Genomic DNA, 16,632 nt, shown 5'->3' on the forward strand with positions numbered 1-16,632 from the left:
TATGAATACATCAGAAATAGCAAAACTCGACATCAAACTCCTTATCGCCTTTGTCACCATTTTAGAAAAAGGCAGCGTATCCAAAGCAGCGGAAGAGCTCAACATGACTCAACCCGCCCTCAGTAAAAACTTGCAACGCCTTCGGGAAATTTTTCACGACCAACTGTTTATTCGTCAAGCTTATGGCTTAATGCCAACCGCACGTGCGAATGAACTAGCAGAATTGATCTATCCAATCATTCGCTCCCTTCAAGAGCTGATATTGCCCTCTCAACTTGATCTATCCAAACTGGATCGACGCTTCAGATTAATGATTGACGAAGGAGACCTTGAGATATTTATTGAACCCCTTTTGAGTTATCTCCAACAAGAAGCACCTGAGGTTCAGATGAGTATCAATGCCTGGAACGACTCCTATTTGGAACCCATTATTGACGGTAAAGTTGATTTAGGCATCATGCACATTAAACACACGCCCAGTTCGGTACGCAGCAAACTCGTCGGCTACATGGAAACTTGCATCATCATCAGCGATGGACATCCTTTATACAGGGTGGATCAACCAACATTCGATGATCTAATCCAGCATAGAGTCGTCACTCATCATATGAAACCCTATAAAGGCCACTCATATGAGAGCATCGAGCCAAAACTCAGACAGCAGGGTTACAACGTTAAAACTCACTTAGAAACAGACAGCTTAATGGCCGCTTTACGCGCCGTGAAACAAGGTATGGCTCTGGTCACAACGCGTTCAGTCGGCGAGTTATGCCTAAACCTTATGAACTCCAATAAACATTTTCATCCCATCAGACTCTTACCAATACCAGAGAAAATACTTGACCTAGATGAGTTTAAAGGACGACACCCCATTCATATTTTTTGGCATGAACACTTTCATAACGACCTAGCTCATCGCTGGCTGCGAGAAAAGATCATTGAACTGATGCGAAATTCACCTTGGATGCACCGAGAATAGCGAATGCATCACACGCTTTTTTGTCATTTCTCAGCACGAAGCCATTCAAAACGAGGAATGCTTTCACCATTAATTTCCACGCTTTCTACAAACATGCTCAGCGGACGAGCCCACCAACCAAACTCGCCATATAAGGCCTGATAGACAACCAATTCTTCTTCTGTCTCACTGTGTTTTACCACACGCTCAACCCAATATTCCGCCCCTTTGTAGTGACGATAGACACCGGATTTCATACACTCCTCTCCCCTTTTTTATTAAATATCGACCAAAAAGTACCACTTACCACAACATCGTGTCGCTATTTAAAAACTTTATCTCTGTTTAAGTCATCTAACATAAGGAATAATAACCTTCTGTCGTTTAATCTTTGCTAGACCTTAACATAAAGTAATCTAGTGACACTGTATCAGAAGGTGTTGTATGTATCTTGTTCGTCCTGTCGATTTTGGAGATCTTCCTGCGTTAGAGCGCATGGCAAAAGAAGCGGGCATTGGCATGACAAATTTTCCAGCCAATCGCGAACGCCTTAATGACAAAATCGCTTCATCACGTCGTTCCTTACAAACAGATGTGGTTCAGCCTGGGGATGAATCCTATTTATTTGTACTGATCGACACCACCACAGATGAGATTGTCGGCACCTGTGGCATGGAAGCGATGGTAGGTATCGAGACCCCTTTTTACAGTTATCGTATCGACGAAGTGGTGCATGCCTCCCCACAGCTGCAAATTCATAACCGTATCTCAGCCCTTTTCCTTTGTCACGACTACAGTGGCACCAGCCGCTTAATGTCACTGATTGTCGATAAAGCTCACCAAAACCGTGAAGCGCTGTCTCTTTTATCACGCTCTCGCCTGCTCTTTTTAGCCCGGCATCCAGAGCGTTTTACCAAGCGACTCTTCGTCGAACTGCGGGGGGAAAGCGACCGCAATGGCTATTCACCTTTTTGGGATGCCCTTGGGAAACATTTCTTCACCATGGACTTTAAAAAAGCCGACTATCTTTCAGGGGTCAGCAACAAACATTTTATTGCCGATTTAATGCCTCGCTACCCAATTTATGTACCGACCTTACCAGAGAGTGCGCAAGAGGTAATCGGTGTGTTACATGAAGAATCGGAAAAAAGCACGGATGTTTTGCTGGCCGAAGGCTTCGCTTTCCGAGGGTATGTGGATATTTTTGACGCTGGCCCAACCCTAGAGGCGCGAACAGAAAACCTCACCACTATTAGTCAACAGCGCATGGGCAAAGCCTTAATCCAACCTAATCCACTAAAAGGCGAGTTACATTTAATCAGTGCAGGGCATCTAGAAGATTTTCGAGTCACTATTGCCGCCGCTGAACCGCAAGCCGCAGGGCTTGCTATTGATAAAAAGACACAAGAACAGCTCAGTATTTCGTCAGGCAGCCGCATTCAATGGGTTGCATTGTAAAAATCAGAAAAATGATTAAAAAATAATCTATACAGGTTTATTAGGCCAAAAGCCCAGCAAATCGCAACTAAGACACGTTATTTCAGAGGATTTTCTATTATGATGGTGATACGTCCCATTCATCAAGATGACCTAAAGTCACTCTATCGTTTAGCCGAAAAAACAGGCATAGGATTTACCTCATTAATTGCCGATGAAGAGAGTTTGCAGCGTAAAATAGTCAAAGCAACACGCTCATTCAACAAAGACGTCATTGATAAACCAAATGATGAAGACTACCTCATGGTGCTCGAAGACACCGACACTGGCGATATAGTGGGAACGACCGGCCTATTGGGCGCAGTTGGCTTAGATGAACCTTTCTACAGTTACCACTTAGGTACCATCACCCATTCATCAAGAGAGCTGGGAGTGCATAACATTATGCCAACCTTAGTTCTCAATAATGACTTCACCGGATTTAGCGAAATCTGTACCTTATTTTTAGAAGAAGATTATCGACATTCCAAAAATGGCCAGTTGCTGTCGAAATCTCGCTTTATGTTTTTGGCACAATTCCCGGAACGCTTTACTGACAAAATTTTCGCTGAGATGCGTGGCATCTGTGATGAAAACGGGGTATCACCTCTGTGGGAAAGCCTTGGCCGTCATTTTTTCTCCATCGACTTTGAGCGTGCCGATGAGCTAACTGCCCTTGGCAGCAAGCAGTTTATTGCGGAGCTGATGCCAAACAACCCAGTCTATGTGAACTTGCTTACACCAGAGGCCCGTAACGTACTGGGTAAAGTCCACAAAAACACCGTGCCCGCTCGTCATTTACTCGAACAAGAAGGTTTTCGCTACGAGAACTATGTGGATATTTTTGATGGTGGCCCAACATTGGAGGCCCGTGTTCGTGATATTCGTGCCGTACGTGATAGCCGTTTGTATCTTGCTACCATTGGCGAGGTAAAAGAAGCAGGAACGGGCACGTATTACTTAGTTGCCAATGTTAAGTTAGCAGACTACCGCTGCATTTTAATCCAGCGCCCCACACCACCACATGGCGGTATCGTATTAACCGAAGAGGAAGCAAAGCATTTATTGGTCGAACCAAAAGATCCAGTCCGCGTGGTTGAGTTATCGCCACATGGCGGCTATTAGCCACAGCAAAAACAGATTGACCAATAACAATACAATGAGACCTTTTTTATATCAAGGAGCCACTCCTATGAAACAAGCACATTACATCAACGGACAATGGACGAAAGGCGAAGGGGCTTTATTACGCTCAATTGACCCCGCCGATGCGAGCCTCGTATGGGAAGCCCATAGCGCGACAACCAACCAGATTAATGATGCTATCAAGGCGGCTCGTCAGGCATTCCCTGCCTGGGCAAATCGTCCTATAAGTGAACGTCTAGTCATCATCGATGCGTTTGCCAGTCTGGTAAAAACACACAGTGAAGACATCGCGACATTGATTAGCCGTGAAACGGGCAAACCCATTTGGGAAACCCGAACCGAAGCCGCAGCAATGGTCGGAAAAGTGGCTATCTCTAAGCAAGCTTATGAGGAACGCACTGGCGAGAAAACCACCTCCATGCCAGGAGCGACGGCCCGTTTGCGGCATCGCCCCCATGGTGTGGTCGCAGTCTTTGGTCCTTACAACTTTCCAGGGCACCTACCTAATGGTCACATTGTCCCGGCTCTCATTGCTGGTAATACCATCGTTTTCAAGCCTAGTGAACAAGCACCAGCCACATCGGATCTGATTGTTCAGCTCTGGGAAAAAGCCGGCTTACCAGCAGGAGTTCTCAACCTTGTACAAGGGGAACGTGATACAGGAGTAGCATTAGCCAATCATTCAGGGATCGATGGTTTATTTTTCACAGGTAGCCCACAAGTTGGCCATATTCTTCATAAAGGCTTTGCGGGTCATCCAGGAAAAATATTAGCCCTAGAGATGGGTGGCAATAACCCCCTACTCGTTTCAGACAAAATCAGCGATCAACGTGCTGCGGTGCATGAAATTCTCCAATCCGCCTTTATTTCAGCAGGGCAACGCTGTACCTGTGCGCGTCGACTTTTACTACCAAAGAGCGCCACTGGTGATGCCATTCTGGAACAATTGATCACTGCCACCAAAGCCCTATTGATCGACCGTTACGATGCAGAACAGCAACCTTTTATGGGACCGATTGTCTCGGCACAAGCGGCGGATGGTTTGATACAAGCCTATAACAAATTAGTCAAACTCGGGGCCGTATCCTTGCTTGACATGACACGAGGAGATAGCCACACAGGATTTGTTACACCAGGCATTATTGACGCCACCAACATACAAGACACGCTACCGGATCAAGAATACTTTGGTCCGTTACTCACGGTCATCCGTTATGACTCATTAGATGACGCCATGGCTATTGCCAATAACACACAATTTGGCTTGTCTGCCGGCCTTTTGTCTGATGATAAAAGCGAATACGAGTGGTTCCTACAACATAGTCGAGCAGGCATCATCAACTGGAATCGCCAAACCACCGGCGCATCCAGTAATGCCCCCTTTGGAGGAACAGGTGCCAGTGGCAACCACAGAGCAAGTGCTTACTACGCAGCAGACTATTGTGCGTACCCCGTAGCCAGCATAGAGGCGGATAGTTTAGCGATGCCGGAAAAACTCGCTTTTGGTATCACCCTTTAAAACAACGGTTCTCTAAATAATATTTTTTAAACAATGAATGATTACCCCCCGTAATCATTCAACACCGCTAATAACGACTTTTTGAGGTCATGATGAATAAGGCGACAGAAGCAAATTTTGATGGTTTAGTGGGCCCAACCCACAATTACAGCGGCCTGTCTTTTGGCAATGTCGCCTCATTTAGCAATTCAGCCAAACCATCCAACCCAAAAGCCGCTGCCAAGCAGGGCTTAATCAAAATGAAAGCCCTTGCGGACATGGGCTTCCTGCAGGGCGTCCTCGCACCCCATGAGCGCCCTCATATTTCCACCTTGCGAAAGCTTGGCTTTACGGGAAGCGATGCGGCTATTTTAGAAAAAGCCGCTAAACAAGCACCTAAGTTACTGGCTGCTGTTAGCTCAGCGTCCTGTATGTGGACCGCCAATGCCGCTACCGTCTCCCCCAGTGGCGACACACAAGATGGCAAAGTGCATTTCACCCCGGCGAATTTAGTGAATAAATTCCATCGATCCATCGAACACGAAACCACTGGAACGATTTTACAAGCCACCTTTAATAGTGAAAAACATTTCGTCCATCACCCTGCTCTGCCAAGTGTGGATCATTTTGGCGACGAAGGGGCCGCCAACCATACACGTTTTTGCCATGACTATGGTGAACAAGGAATAGAGTTTTTTGTTTATGGAATGGAAGCTTTTAACCATGCGGCGCCTAAACCCGCTAAGTTTCCTGCTCGCCATACCTTAGAAGCCTCTCAAGCCATTGCTCGCCTGCACGGTTTGCATAAAAACGGGGTAACCACAAACCAGGTTGTCTATGCCCAACAAAACCCAGATATGATAGATGCAGGGGTTTTTCATAACGATGTGATTGCTGTCGGGAATCGTAACGCGCATTTTTATCACCAAGAAGCTTTTCTTGATAGTGCCAAAATGAAACAGGATTTATTAAACGCGTGGGGAGATAGGGCCTCAAAATTTCATTTAATCGAAGTACCGAGTAGTGCCGTCTCGGTAGAAGACTGTATTCAATCCTATCTATTCAACAGCCAATTACTCAGCCGTGGCGAAAACGACATGGTATTAGTTGTCCCCGGAGAGTGTGAAAGCAACTCAGCCGTATGGGCTTACCTTAATGAGTTAGTAAGCAGTCACCAATCACCGATTAAAGCCGTCAAAGTCTTTGATTTAAAACAAAGCATGAGCAACGGCGGAGGCCCAGCATGCTTGCGCCTACGAGTTGCCTTAACCCAAGCCGAACAAGCAGCCGTCAATCCCGCCACATTAATGACGGATACCCTATTTGAAACATTAAATAACTGGGTAGAAAAACACTATCGAGACGAACTGAACGAAAAAAATCTCGCAGACCCGCAACTTCTGATCGAAAGCAGAACCGCGCTGGATGAATTAACGAAGATACTAGCACTGGGTTCGGTGTACGATTTTCAGCGCTAGTAGATGGCTTTACCCATTGAAAGCGTGTAGGTCGTGGCTTTAGCCCGACAGAACTCGTTAGACTGAAGTCTAACCTACAAAGCACACAGGAAATGTGTAGGTCGTGGCTTTAGCCCGACAGTGCTCGTTAGACTGAAGTCTAACCTACAAAGCATGCGACGAAATGGTAGGTCGCGTATTTAGCCCGACAGTGCTTGTTAGACTGAAGTCTAACCTACAAAGTACACAGGAAATGGTAGGTCGCGACAGTGCTCGTTAGACTGAAGTCTAACCTACAAAGCGCACACGAAATCGTAGGTCGTGGCTTTAAGCCGACAGTGCTTGTTAGACTGAAGTCTAACCTACAAAGCGCACACGAAATCGTAGGTCATGGCTTTAAGCCGACAACGCTAGTTAGACTGAAGTCTAACCTACAAAGCACACAGGAAATGGTAGGTCGTGGCTTTAGCCCGACGATGTCGACATAAAGTCCCGACCTACAAGATCATATTAAGAGTAACAATACTAGTTTTTATCACTCTTATACTCGTAATTGTAGTAACCGTAACTATTGCCCGCTTTTTTCTCTACCGCGTTGAGAATAAAGCCTTTCACATCCACACCAACCTGTTCAAAGCGTCGATAAGATACTTCAATTTCTTTCAAGGTATTTTGATTAAAACGGCCAACCATTAAGGTGGTGCCGGCAAAAGCGCCTATAATACTAGCATCGGTTACCGCAAGAATCGGCGGTGTATCGATCAGTACAAGGTCATAGTTTGCTGAAGCCCATTCGCAAAATGTCCTAAATCGTTGGTGCATCAATAGCTCAGAAGGGTTAGGCGGAACTTGCCCTTTTACAACAAGATGCAGATTCTCTATTTCGGTATCACGGACCACTTCAAGCTCTTGCTTTTTACCACTTAAAAAGTCCGATAATCCATTTTCACTGGTAAGCCCAAACTGTTTATGCAAATAGCCTTTACGCATATCTGCGTCGATAATCAAAACTTTTTGCCCCGTTTTCGCTGCAACGGCAGCAAAGTTAGAAGAAATAAACGACTTACCAATACTTGGCGCTGGTCCGGTAATCATGACAATATTATTTTTCGCTTCCAACATGGCAAAGTGAAGACTGGTCCGCAATCCTCGTAATGCTTCCACCGCCAAATCGGTTGGGCTCGCTTCAGCCAGAAGTATGTCTTTAACATGAAGCCCTTTGGTTGTCAGTCGTTTTCTTTGCTGCTTAAACATAAGCTTATCAGATAACTTCTCCTGTGCATCAGACTTAGGAACGCTGGCATACACAGGCAAACCTAGGGCCTCAATTTCTTCAGCACTTTGTATGCCTTTATGCAACGCCATGCGGACCAAAACGATAGCTACAGACAACATCAAGCCCAGTATCATAGATAATACAACAACCAAAGATTTTTTAGGCTTAATTGGATTAGGATAGGCCTGAGCGGTATCTAAAATACGAACATTACCAACGGTACCCGCCTTCACCACACTCAGTTCTTGAATTTTGTTTAATAGACGAATATAGATTTCTTGATTAATTTCCACATCCCGCTTCATATTCAGAATAACACGCTGTGTTTGTGGCATTTTCTGAATTTTATCATTTAACTTGGCTTTTTCCTTTAACAGCGCATCACGGTTTTGCAGTAAAGCTTTATAGGCAGGGTAATCTTTTGTATAAAGCTTACTCATCTCATTTTCTTTAAAGGCTAAGTCATTCAGTTTTGACTCAAGCTCCACCACGGATTGTAATGTACCTTTCGCCTCTAAACTTAAGTCGATTGAGTCGTTTTTTTCACGGTAATCATTTAGTTTGTTTTCCGCATCATCGAGTTTTTTTCTGACCGTCGGTAAGTGCTTACGCAAAAATACTAAGCTTTGCTCAGCTTCCTCGGAATTTCTATCGACATTTTGTAAAAAATAATTTTGGCTTACATCATCCAGGATCGCAGTCAGCAGAGCTTTATTTTCTCCTGTGATCGATAAGGTTAAAATGCCCGTCTTTTGCCCCTGCTCGTTGACGGACAGTACATGAGCAAGCGACTCTATCGCTGAAAAATCAGTGATTTTGGTTAATGTGAAACGATCTCCTTTATGGGCATCCAACACATCCACTCGGATTGTATACGGCCCCTGTTTCACAAGTTGACCCACAGCACCAGACAAAATCACTTTGCCATCAAAAGATAAGGCATAGCTCCTCCCGGCTGGATCAAGTACCGACAGCTCAAAAGTCTGCCCTACTTTATCAGCAGGAACCTCAAAGCGGCTCACCTCCCCTTCCATCTGCTGATGAGACAATCGTGCGATGCCTTTACCAACGATAGGGAAATAAATTGGCTGCATAACGATATTTAAATGCAGCTTCTCAACCGTCTTCTTTAAAATGGTGCGAGACTTAATAATAGCAATTTCTGTCTGAGCTTTGTCACCACCATTTAATGACCCAGATAGCCCACCTAAATCTCCTAATAAAGAAGACACGCCAGTATCTTTTTGCTCAACCTGAATCAACGCATCGGCTTTATAAATGGGAGTAGATAATAGAGCGTACGCCACACCACCCAACACAAACAAGCAGGTGATCAAAATGATAAACCAGCGGGCATCCAGCAAAGAGCCAAGCAGTTTAGTTAAATCAATCTCATCGCTTTCTTTGTTTGTCGTACCCGAAATAGACTGCAGACTCATTAATGAAGACCTTTTCTTTAATAACGCGCTATCAGAAAAATGAACGTTATGAATATTTAATCAAAATACTAGCAAATTAAGAGGACAATTTTTTGGCCCAAGCTTCAGCAGACAAAGACAAAGCCTTAAAGGTCTCATCAAAAAACACTTCACTTTTATGATAGGGGTCAGCAATATCAGACTGATCCAGCCATTGGCTAAATAACATCGCCTTACCGCGAGACTCAGGGGATAACTGAGTCAACCACTCTAAATGCTGCTTTTCCATCACCAAAATCAAATCAGATTCTAGACATAAAGAAGGGGTCAGCTGCCTCGCTTTATGTTCACTGATCAGCAAACCATGCTTTTTTGCCACACTCAATGCCATGGAGTCCGCTAAATGTCCAGACAAACCACTTTTATCCACCCCTAACCCCGCAGAAGAGATATATTTGCCTGGTAGCAACTGTTTTAACAAGGCTTCTCCAGTGGGCGAACGACAGATATTCCCGACACAAACCACTAATATTTTATCAAACACGTGTTATATCCTTGTATAAACAGTCACATAAACAAAAATCATCAACCTTTCTCATGCATTCTTTAATTTAGTCAAAAGGCTGCTATTTTGGCACACTGTTATAACCGCTGACGGTGGGTAATAACAAACTGATAACACGATTCCATCGAGCAATCGGCGCCGCAGTAACATATACAATATCATAGGGCCTTAGTTCAAATTCGGTGCCAATCACCAGCGCAGCAGCATCTTTGATGTTCAACTGATAGATATCAGCAATGCCTTTTGACTTGCCCTTAGTGCTACGAATAACAAACACCCCCGTCGCATCGGCCGACAATTCATTAATGCCCCCCACACTGCTTAAGGCTTCGGTTAAGCTCATCCCAGCACGATCAATCTTCAATAGCTTAGGATCCTTTACATCTCCCATAACAAAGACTTTTTGCGAATCATTACGCGGCACATGCACAATATCCCCTGCCTGCAATAAATGGTTTTGCATAAGATCACCACGTTGCATCAGCGCGTAGAGAGACACAGCCTCCTCTTTGCCATCATGGGTAATGGTCACATGACGCCAATCTGCGTCTTTAGACAAGCCGCCGGCATTATTAATCGCATCCAACAGAGTTAAGGGGATATTGGTAATAGGCTGCTGACCAGGTTTATCTATCGCTCCGGTGACATACACCTTTTGTGAACGGAAGGCCGCCACTCTAACATCGACTTGGGGTTTTTCAATATATTTAGCCAGTCTTTGGGTGATTTCTTGGCGAATTTCCATGACAGTTTTGCCTTGAACAAAGACTTTACCAATAAAAGGGTAAAAGATAGAACCATCCGCATGCACAGAATTCCCAGACTCAGCTGAACTACGGTAGGAACCTGCGGGAATCGTCAACTCAGGGTGGTTCCAAACCGTCACATTCAGCACATCCCCTGGACCCACTTTGTATTCGTATTTGGCAAGTACCGCATCCAACAATGGATTGGCTTCCGCCTTGGGCAATATAGGCTGAAATTTTGCAATGCTCTGTGCCGTTAGAGGGTACACACTGACCAAATCAGACAAGTTATCGGATGTTTTAACGCCATCTTCATTAACAATATGCTTATTGCTGACACTAAGCTGAGAGCCGGGGATTGTACAGCCCGTTAAGACAATGGGCAGCAAGGCGACTAATAGAATTTTTTTCAGGACCATATCTCAATATTTACTCATTCAATCGTCCACCAAGAAAGACCAGATAGTTCATAGTAATTTTAGAAACTAGGCCCACAAAAAATAAAGCATACTACGCACAAATAATGTATATATCGCGCAGTATTATCCATACTCTTTAAACATTACGCAACGCTCGAATCAAGTAGAAGCAAAGCGAAAATGGAAAATTTTACCAAGAACCTAACGCTAGATGCTTACAATGTAATCAAATCTCCCCTAAAATGATCCTTGATATCTGCTTAGTTAGGCCGATGTCAACATCGATGTTAGTTAATAAGGAAATCCTATGAAGAAACTTACTTTAGCAATGATCATTGCTCTGAGTGCGACGGGGCAAGTGTACGCACAAGATGCTGGAACAAATCCCAGCAGCGCCGCAGTAAATAGTAGTGGTTCCGTTTCTGGTGGTGCTAGCGCTGGTGGTGCTAGCGCTGGTGCCGCTGGTGGTGCAGGTGCGGTTGGTGGCGTAGCAGGCACAACTGCCGGAACGTTTGGAATCGGTGCCGCAGCAGCAGCAGCAGGCGTGGCCGCCGCCGCCGCCGTGGGTGTAGCGGTTACTTCTATCTCAGACACTAATAATAATACAACAGCCACATCGGGCACAGTTGGAACCGTTAATTAATAGCAGCATTAGCTTCTATCCTATTTAATAATGTTCCACTGAAACCATAGGCCTCACTGTGATTTACGCACCGTGCTTAAACAGTGGGGCCTGTTTTTATTTTGCTAAGAAGTGAACCTTTATATGAATCAACGTAGATTAGGGCGACGTAGTACTGTCTATCTATTGCCTCTACTATTAGTATTACCTTTACTATTGACCGGTTGCGCTCAAGCATTTCGAGACAATATGGCAACCGTGAAAGCGGCCTGGAATGCCAACACCGATGCACATATTTCGAGTGAAAAAATTCGTAAACTCCCCTATACGAGCATCTTCCTTAGAGTGGACAATGGCCCAAGGCTATTCGTTGTTGCCGCTTTTGCTGATACAGATAAAGAAAGCCATAATACTCAATTAACTTGGCTTTCAACTGACAATGTCATGATCGTCACAGAGAAGGGGCGTATCGTTAAGACGTTGGGGTTCAAAAAAGATAATTTAGCCAATCTTAGCATCAACACACCTAACACCGGAAAATTGTCCTACAACACCATCCATAATGAATGGAACGCCACCTACGACTGGCAACCCAACTTCCGGTACAATTTCATTGCCCAAGTGAAACAAAAAGACCTAGGCTACGAGATGCTGACCACCCCGCTCTGGCAAGAGAAAACACACCATATTGAAGAAACAGTCATCATCCCAAAACTTAATGTTTCATTTAAAAACGAGTTTTGGGTAAACGAACACAATAAAGTGGTAAAAACCATTCAATATCTTGGCCCTAATATGAACAAGTTAGAGATCACCTTTATCAAGCCCTACAATATCAAGCCTTAAATTAAGACAAAAAGGGACTTAGCCCGTGGACATATTGCGAACGAATATAAATACCGTGAAACTTTCCATCCTTGCTGTAGCACTGACCTTATCGTCTTTCGCCTTTGCAACCCAAAGCCAAGAGGAAAGCACCAAAAGCAGCAACCAAATCACTCTTGTGGAAACAGCAACAACATTTCACTACTCCACACCACCACGTTTATCCACAGCATTAGCCGAGGCCCTGCACACCTTAACTTACAATCCCTATTACTTAGGGGCGGCATTAGTAGAGGAAACTCAGCAGCAAGACTTTATGCGTTTTAAACAAAACGTAATGGATCAACTTGCAATGGCTCAAACCTTTTCGACCGAAAAAATGCGCTCGCAATTAGAGCACACTGAATTTGCAAAAAAGGAAACACTCCCTTTAGACTACGATATTGTCAGAGTGTTCCCGAAGAAAAATCCCTTATTAAAGGGTCACTTTAAGCTTTATCTACCGAAACGACCCCATGATATTATGGTGTATGGGGCAATTCAAAGCACAACCCCTCTTCACCTAACACTACAAGACGGCTCATCTTTGCAAGCCTATTTGCCCGAGATCCCTTTTTATAACGTCGCGATGAATACCATCATTTGGGTCATCGAACCGGATCAAACCATCGATCGAATTCAAAACATCCATCAACAAAAACAACCGACGTATCTTGCGCCCGGGGCCATTATCTACATAGCATCCAATGAAATCCCCGAACAACTTAACCAAAACATTGTGACACTTTTGCAAAATCGCCTGGAGAAGTAATGTTGTACCCTCGATTTATTCTCATCTCTCTCATCGCTTGCTCCAGCTTTGTTCATGCCAGTAACGAGGAACAACCACCTCTGCGTGCTCCCTTTGCACTGCCCCCCTTTAAACCAACCCAAATGGATTTTGGTGGCGTGGGGCTAATGCAAATGCCCACCGGACGAATGGCGAAGGATGGCGAGTTTAATGCTGGCTACTCCCACAACGACGACTATAATTTCTACACTTTATCGATACAATTGATGCCTTGGTTAGAAAGCACCATTCGTTACACCCAAGTATCCGATGTGCTTTACAGTAATGATCAGCAATTTAGCGGCAACACAAAGTACACAGATAAAGGCATCGACTTTAAATTAAGATTGCTTAAAGAGAGCCAATACATACCAGAGACCTCTTTAGGCTTTCGTGATATAGGCGGTACAGGTTTATTTGATGGGGAGTTTATTGCCGCCACTAAACGCCTCTCAACCAACCATTTTGGGCAATTTGACTTTACCCTTGGACTAGGTTGGGGATATTTGGGTCAGAGAGGCAATATAAAAAACCCCTTTTGCTCGGCATTCGACAGATTCTGCATAAGAAACAGAGGAGGAAATGGAACTGGAAAGGTTGATTACTCCAATTTTTTCCATGGAAATTCAGCCATCTTCGGCGGAATAGAGTACCAAACCCCTTATGAACCCCTTCGATTAAAACTTGAATACGATGGCAATAATTACCGTCAGGATTTCGCCGCAACACACGGCAATGCCAATCTGACACCAAGCACCCCTTGGAATATCGGCGCGGTTTACGCCGTAAACGATTTTACCAATCTCAAATTAAGCTATGAACGCGGCAACACCTTGACACTTGGGATTAACCTGCACACAAATTTTAATAATCAACCATCAATATGGAAAGCCACTCCTGTCCCGGCACTTACCAACAATCATCCAATCAAGCTTGCGGATGTCAATTGGAAAAAACTAGACAGCGATTTATCCACCATTGCGGGCTATAAAAATAGTGAATTTTATCGTAATGGTGATACGGTCACAGTTGTAGCTCATCAAACACAATACCGTGATCGCAATCTAGCCCATGAGCGTGCAGCGGCCTTGCTCGCTAATGCTTTACCGACAAAAATTAAACAATACGATGTAATCGAACAAGATCAGCACATCCCTCTAACTGGCACGCAAATCAATGCGGATAAATATAAAGCCGTAGCTAATGTCAGTTATATCAATGCCAATATAAAAGACGCCACACAACCGATTAAAATCAACAACACCGCTCTGAACTCCAAACCCTTATACGATGGACAATCCGCTTTTCAATATGGCTTTGGGCCCCATTTGGAGCAATCTTTTGGTAGCCCAGAAACCTTCTATTTATACAGTTTAGATTTGGATGGCTACGCTTCTTACTGGTTAAATCCTCATCTGCAGTTGTCTAGTTCACTCAGTTTTCATGTTCTCAACAATTACAACAAATTTAACTTTTTAAAGCTCAACGATGGGACGAATAATTATCGGGTAAGAAGTTTGGTTCGAGCCTATATGAATAAAGACACCTCTATTAGCAACCTTCAGCTCACTTGGTTTGAAAAATACCATTCGAACTGGTATCAACAAGTTTACGCGGGCTATCTTGAAACCATGTTTGCCGGGGTTGGTAGCGAAGTATTGTACCGCCAGCAGAACGCCAACTGGGCCATTGGTGCTGATTTGAACTTTGTCTCTCAGCGTGACCCTAATACCACATTCGGTATTTATAATGACGTCCATGGCTATGGGCAGAACACAAAAGTACTGGTGAAAAAGCCAACCGGGCATGTTTCCGTGTATTATGAGCCTCGCTGGAAAGCAATGGATAACCTGCTCCTTCGTGTTGATGTTGGTCAGTTCTTGGCTCAGGATTTTGGTACGAGGGTGGATATCTCCAGACAATTTAAAACAGGCATCATTGTGGGGGCTTTCGCCGCTAAAACGACCATGTCAGCAAAAGACTATGGTGAAGGAAGTTTTACCAAAGGATTCTATATATCCATTCCGTTCGACTTAATGTCTATCCACCCAACAACAGAAAGAGGAACCTTACCATGGCAACCACTAACTCGTGACGGTGGTCAAATGTTAGCTAAACGCTATAGCCTCTTTAGTATTACTGATCCTGTCTCCCCATGGTTCGGCAGACCAAGTAGTGTAGACAAGAGCGAATAGTATAGGGAAGAACTAAGAGAAAAACGGAAATAGACTGGACACGAAAAGCATTTCTGCTCATCTCAAAAGGATGATCAGAAATGCTCACCGTTCTCGTAATAGTCGTTACCATTCAATTCATGGAATAGCACGGTGATGTCTTGACCACTGTCAACCAATGGACGCACTAGGTCTTCAATGAACATAGCCACTTTCGCTTTAACCTCGTCACCACGATCAAACCAGAAGATGTCAAAAAAGGGATAAGATGGAGAAGCACCACCTGCCACCAAGTAAGTCACCGCTTGATACTCTAAGGTAAAATGGGAGTTGGGGGTATCAGTTATTTCCGACAAGCTCTCAATCAATATATCAGCAATCGATTCCAGCTCATCAAACGGCAGCCCCCTAACACGAATATGCGGCATTTTCTATTCTCCTTATTTCTCACGCACTATGGTGATGGTATTGCTTGTGATGATGGGGCCGAAGCGCTCTCCGCACTATTGTTCTCCGTATCATCGTCATCCACGTACTGAAAAGATCGAGAGGTAAGTACTTTGCCATCTTTAACGACCTGAACAGTCCATGTACCTTCAAAACCAGGCAACAACCGCTTACTCGACCAAACTCGCCAACGATCCCCACCAATATCAAACGGAATATCCGCCATCACCTGCCCATCAAGCAACCAACGATGGCTAACAGTACTGCCGTTCATCCCACGTAAATCGGTAAAAAAATACACTTTTTGAATGCCGCTGTAGTCAACCTTCACCGTATTACCAATGTTATCAATTGGCTCACGATCAATCACATCGCTCGCGAAAACAGCCCGAGCTACCTCTCCTGCAGTCGATGCTGGCACAGATTCAGTCGATGCAGAAGCCGTCATGGAGAAGACAAAAAGACTTGTTAATAAAACATTATTTAAAACGCGTAACATAATGCGTCCTTATCGATCAAAGCGAAAACAACTGCTCTTCTAGACACATCGTTTTCAGGGAAATAGGAACAGAATTAGATTAGAGAATTAGCCTATTAAAAGCAGTGAGACTTCCGTCGTTTTTTGTAACCTCGCTCACTTCTTATCCAATAAATCTAACCAAATAACGCAATAATAAACAAAACTTTTTATAATATTTACAATTCCCAAGAATCAAAATCCTCTTCCCCAGAACTCAAACGCTTACCCACAACAATACAGGTGAAGACACTTAGCC

Annotated in this window: 15 protein-coding genes; 9 read left to right on the forward strand and 6 right to left on the reverse strand. The window is 44.2% G+C overall.

The window, feature by feature from the left end; translation table 11 throughout:
• Nucleotide 1 precedes the first annotated feature (1 nt).
• Complete coding sequence (locus tag JHD45_RS19060; protein ID WP_199478063.1) at nt 2-979, forward strand: LysR family transcriptional regulator; 978 nt, start codon at nt 2-4, stop codon at nt 977-979.
• A 23-nt stretch (nt 980-1,002) separates the two neighbouring features.
• Here JHD45_RS19060 and JHD45_RS19065 read toward each other — a convergent pair whose 3' ends face one another.
• Nucleotides 1,003-1,215 carry a DUF1653 domain-containing protein gene (locus JHD45_RS19065; RefSeq protein ID WP_199478064.1) on the reverse strand — a complete coding sequence of 71 codons (213 nt, stop codon included), beginning with the start codon at nt 1,213-1,215 and terminating at the stop codon, nt 1,003-1,005.
• Nucleotides 1,216-1,402: 187 nt separating this feature from the next.
• Between JHD45_RS19065 and JHD45_RS19070 the strand changes: the two genes are divergently transcribed.
• The 4 genes from JHD45_RS19070 (at nt 1,403) to astB (ending at nt 6,556) form a co-directional block, all read left to right on the forward strand.
• Nucleotides 1,403-2,416, forward strand: coding sequence for an arginine N-succinyltransferase (locus JHD45_RS19070; RefSeq protein WP_199478065.1), 1,014 nt, complete (start codon nt 1,403-1,405; stop codon nt 2,414-2,416).
• Nucleotides 2,417-2,515: 99 nt separating this feature from the next.
• Nucleotides 2,516-3,559, forward strand: a complete 1,044-nt coding sequence (gene astA / locus JHD45_RS19075) for an arginine N-succinyltransferase (protein WP_199478066.1) — start codon at nt 2,516-2,518, stop codon at nt 3,557-3,559.
• A 67-nt stretch (nt 3,560-3,626) separates the two neighbouring features.
• The gene (gene astD, locus JHD45_RS19080) at nt 3,627-5,099 is read left to right on the forward strand and encodes a succinylglutamate-semialdehyde dehydrogenase (RefSeq protein ID WP_199478067.1); all 1,473 of its coding nucleotides are present in this window, start codon (nt 3,627-3,629) and stop codon (nt 5,097-5,099) included.
• A 92-nt stretch (nt 5,100-5,191) separates the two neighbouring features.
• A complete protein-coding gene (gene astB / locus JHD45_RS19085; protein WP_199478087.1) occupies nt 5,192-6,556 on the forward strand; it encodes an N-succinylarginine dihydrolase in 1,365 nt (454 codons plus the stop codon).
• Nucleotides 6,557-7,060: 504 nt separating this feature from the next.
• Here astB and JHD45_RS19090 read toward each other — a convergent pair.
• The 3 genes from JHD45_RS19090 to JHD45_RS19100 all read right to left on the reverse strand — a co-directional run bounded on the left by JHD45_RS19090 (nt 7,061) and on the right by JHD45_RS19100 (nt 10,959).
• Nucleotides 7,061-9,250: a polysaccharide biosynthesis tyrosine autokinase gene (locus tag JHD45_RS19090; protein ID WP_199478068.1), complete on the reverse strand. Its 2,190-nt coding sequence runs from the start codon at nt 9,248-9,250 to the stop codon at nt 7,061-7,063.
• A gap of 76 nt (nt 9,251-9,326) precedes the next feature.
• Nucleotides 9,327-9,773 (reverse strand): low molecular weight protein-tyrosine-phosphatase, encoded by a 447-nt coding sequence (locus JHD45_RS19095; protein ID WP_199478069.1) that lies wholly within the window; start codon nt 9,771-9,773, stop codon nt 9,327-9,329.
• 82 nt (nt 9,774-9,855) lie between these two features.
• Nucleotides 9,856-10,959 (reverse strand): polysaccharide export protein, encoded by a 1,104-nt coding sequence (locus JHD45_RS19100; protein WP_199478070.1) that lies wholly within the window; start codon nt 10,957-10,959, stop codon nt 9,856-9,858.
• Nucleotides 10,960-11,266: 307 nt separating this feature from the next.
• Here JHD45_RS19100 and JHD45_RS19105 point away from each other — a divergent pair, with 307 nt between their 5' ends.
• The 4 genes from JHD45_RS19105 to JHD45_RS19120 all read left to right on the forward strand — a co-directional run bounded on the left by JHD45_RS19105 (nt 11,267) and on the right by JHD45_RS19120 (nt 15,430).
• A complete protein-coding gene (locus JHD45_RS19105; protein ID WP_199478071.1) occupies nt 11,267-11,602 on the forward strand; it encodes a hypothetical protein in 336 nt (111 codons plus the stop codon).
• Between the two features lie 123 nt (nt 11,603-11,725).
• A complete protein-coding gene (locus JHD45_RS19110) occupies nt 11,726-12,427 on the forward strand; it encodes a YjbF family lipoprotein (RefSeq protein WP_199478072.1) in 702 nt (233 codons plus the stop codon).
• A gap of 55 nt (nt 12,428-12,482) precedes the next feature.
• The gene (locus JHD45_RS19115) at nt 12,483-13,217 is read left to right on the forward strand and encodes a capsule biosynthesis GfcC D2 domain-containing protein (RefSeq protein WP_199478073.1); all 735 of its coding nucleotides are present in this window, start codon (nt 12,483-12,485) and stop codon (nt 13,215-13,217) included.
• Entirely contained in the window at nt 13,217-15,430 is a 2,214-nt protein-coding gene (locus JHD45_RS19120) for a YjbH domain-containing protein (RefSeq protein WP_199478074.1), read from the forward strand. Before JHD45_RS19115 ends, JHD45_RS19120 begins: the two co-directional genes overlap by 1 nt.
• A gap of 74 nt (nt 15,431-15,504) precedes the next feature.
• On the opposite strand, the gene JHD45_RS19125 is transcribed toward JHD45_RS19120, so the two are convergent.
• Together JHD45_RS19125 and JHD45_RS19130 are read right to left on the reverse strand one after the other, a co-directional pair.
• Complete coding sequence (locus JHD45_RS19125; protein ID WP_199478075.1) at nt 15,505-15,837, reverse strand: DUF1904 family protein; 333 nt, start codon at nt 15,835-15,837, stop codon at nt 15,505-15,507.
• Between the two features lie 26 nt (nt 15,838-15,863).
• The gene (locus tag JHD45_RS19130; RefSeq protein ID WP_233407941.1) at nt 15,864-16,355 is read right to left on the reverse strand and encodes a DUF2914 domain-containing protein; all 492 of its coding nucleotides are present in this window, start codon (nt 16,353-16,355) and stop codon (nt 15,864-15,866) included.
• Between the last annotated feature and the right edge of the window lie 277 nt (nt 16,356-16,632).

It is taken from the genome of Marinomonas spartinae, from assembly GCF_016461715.1.
In the GTDB taxonomy this organism is placed as follows: domain Bacteria; phylum Pseudomonadota; class Gammaproteobacteria; order Pseudomonadales; family Marinomonadaceae; genus Marinomonas; species Marinomonas spartinae_A.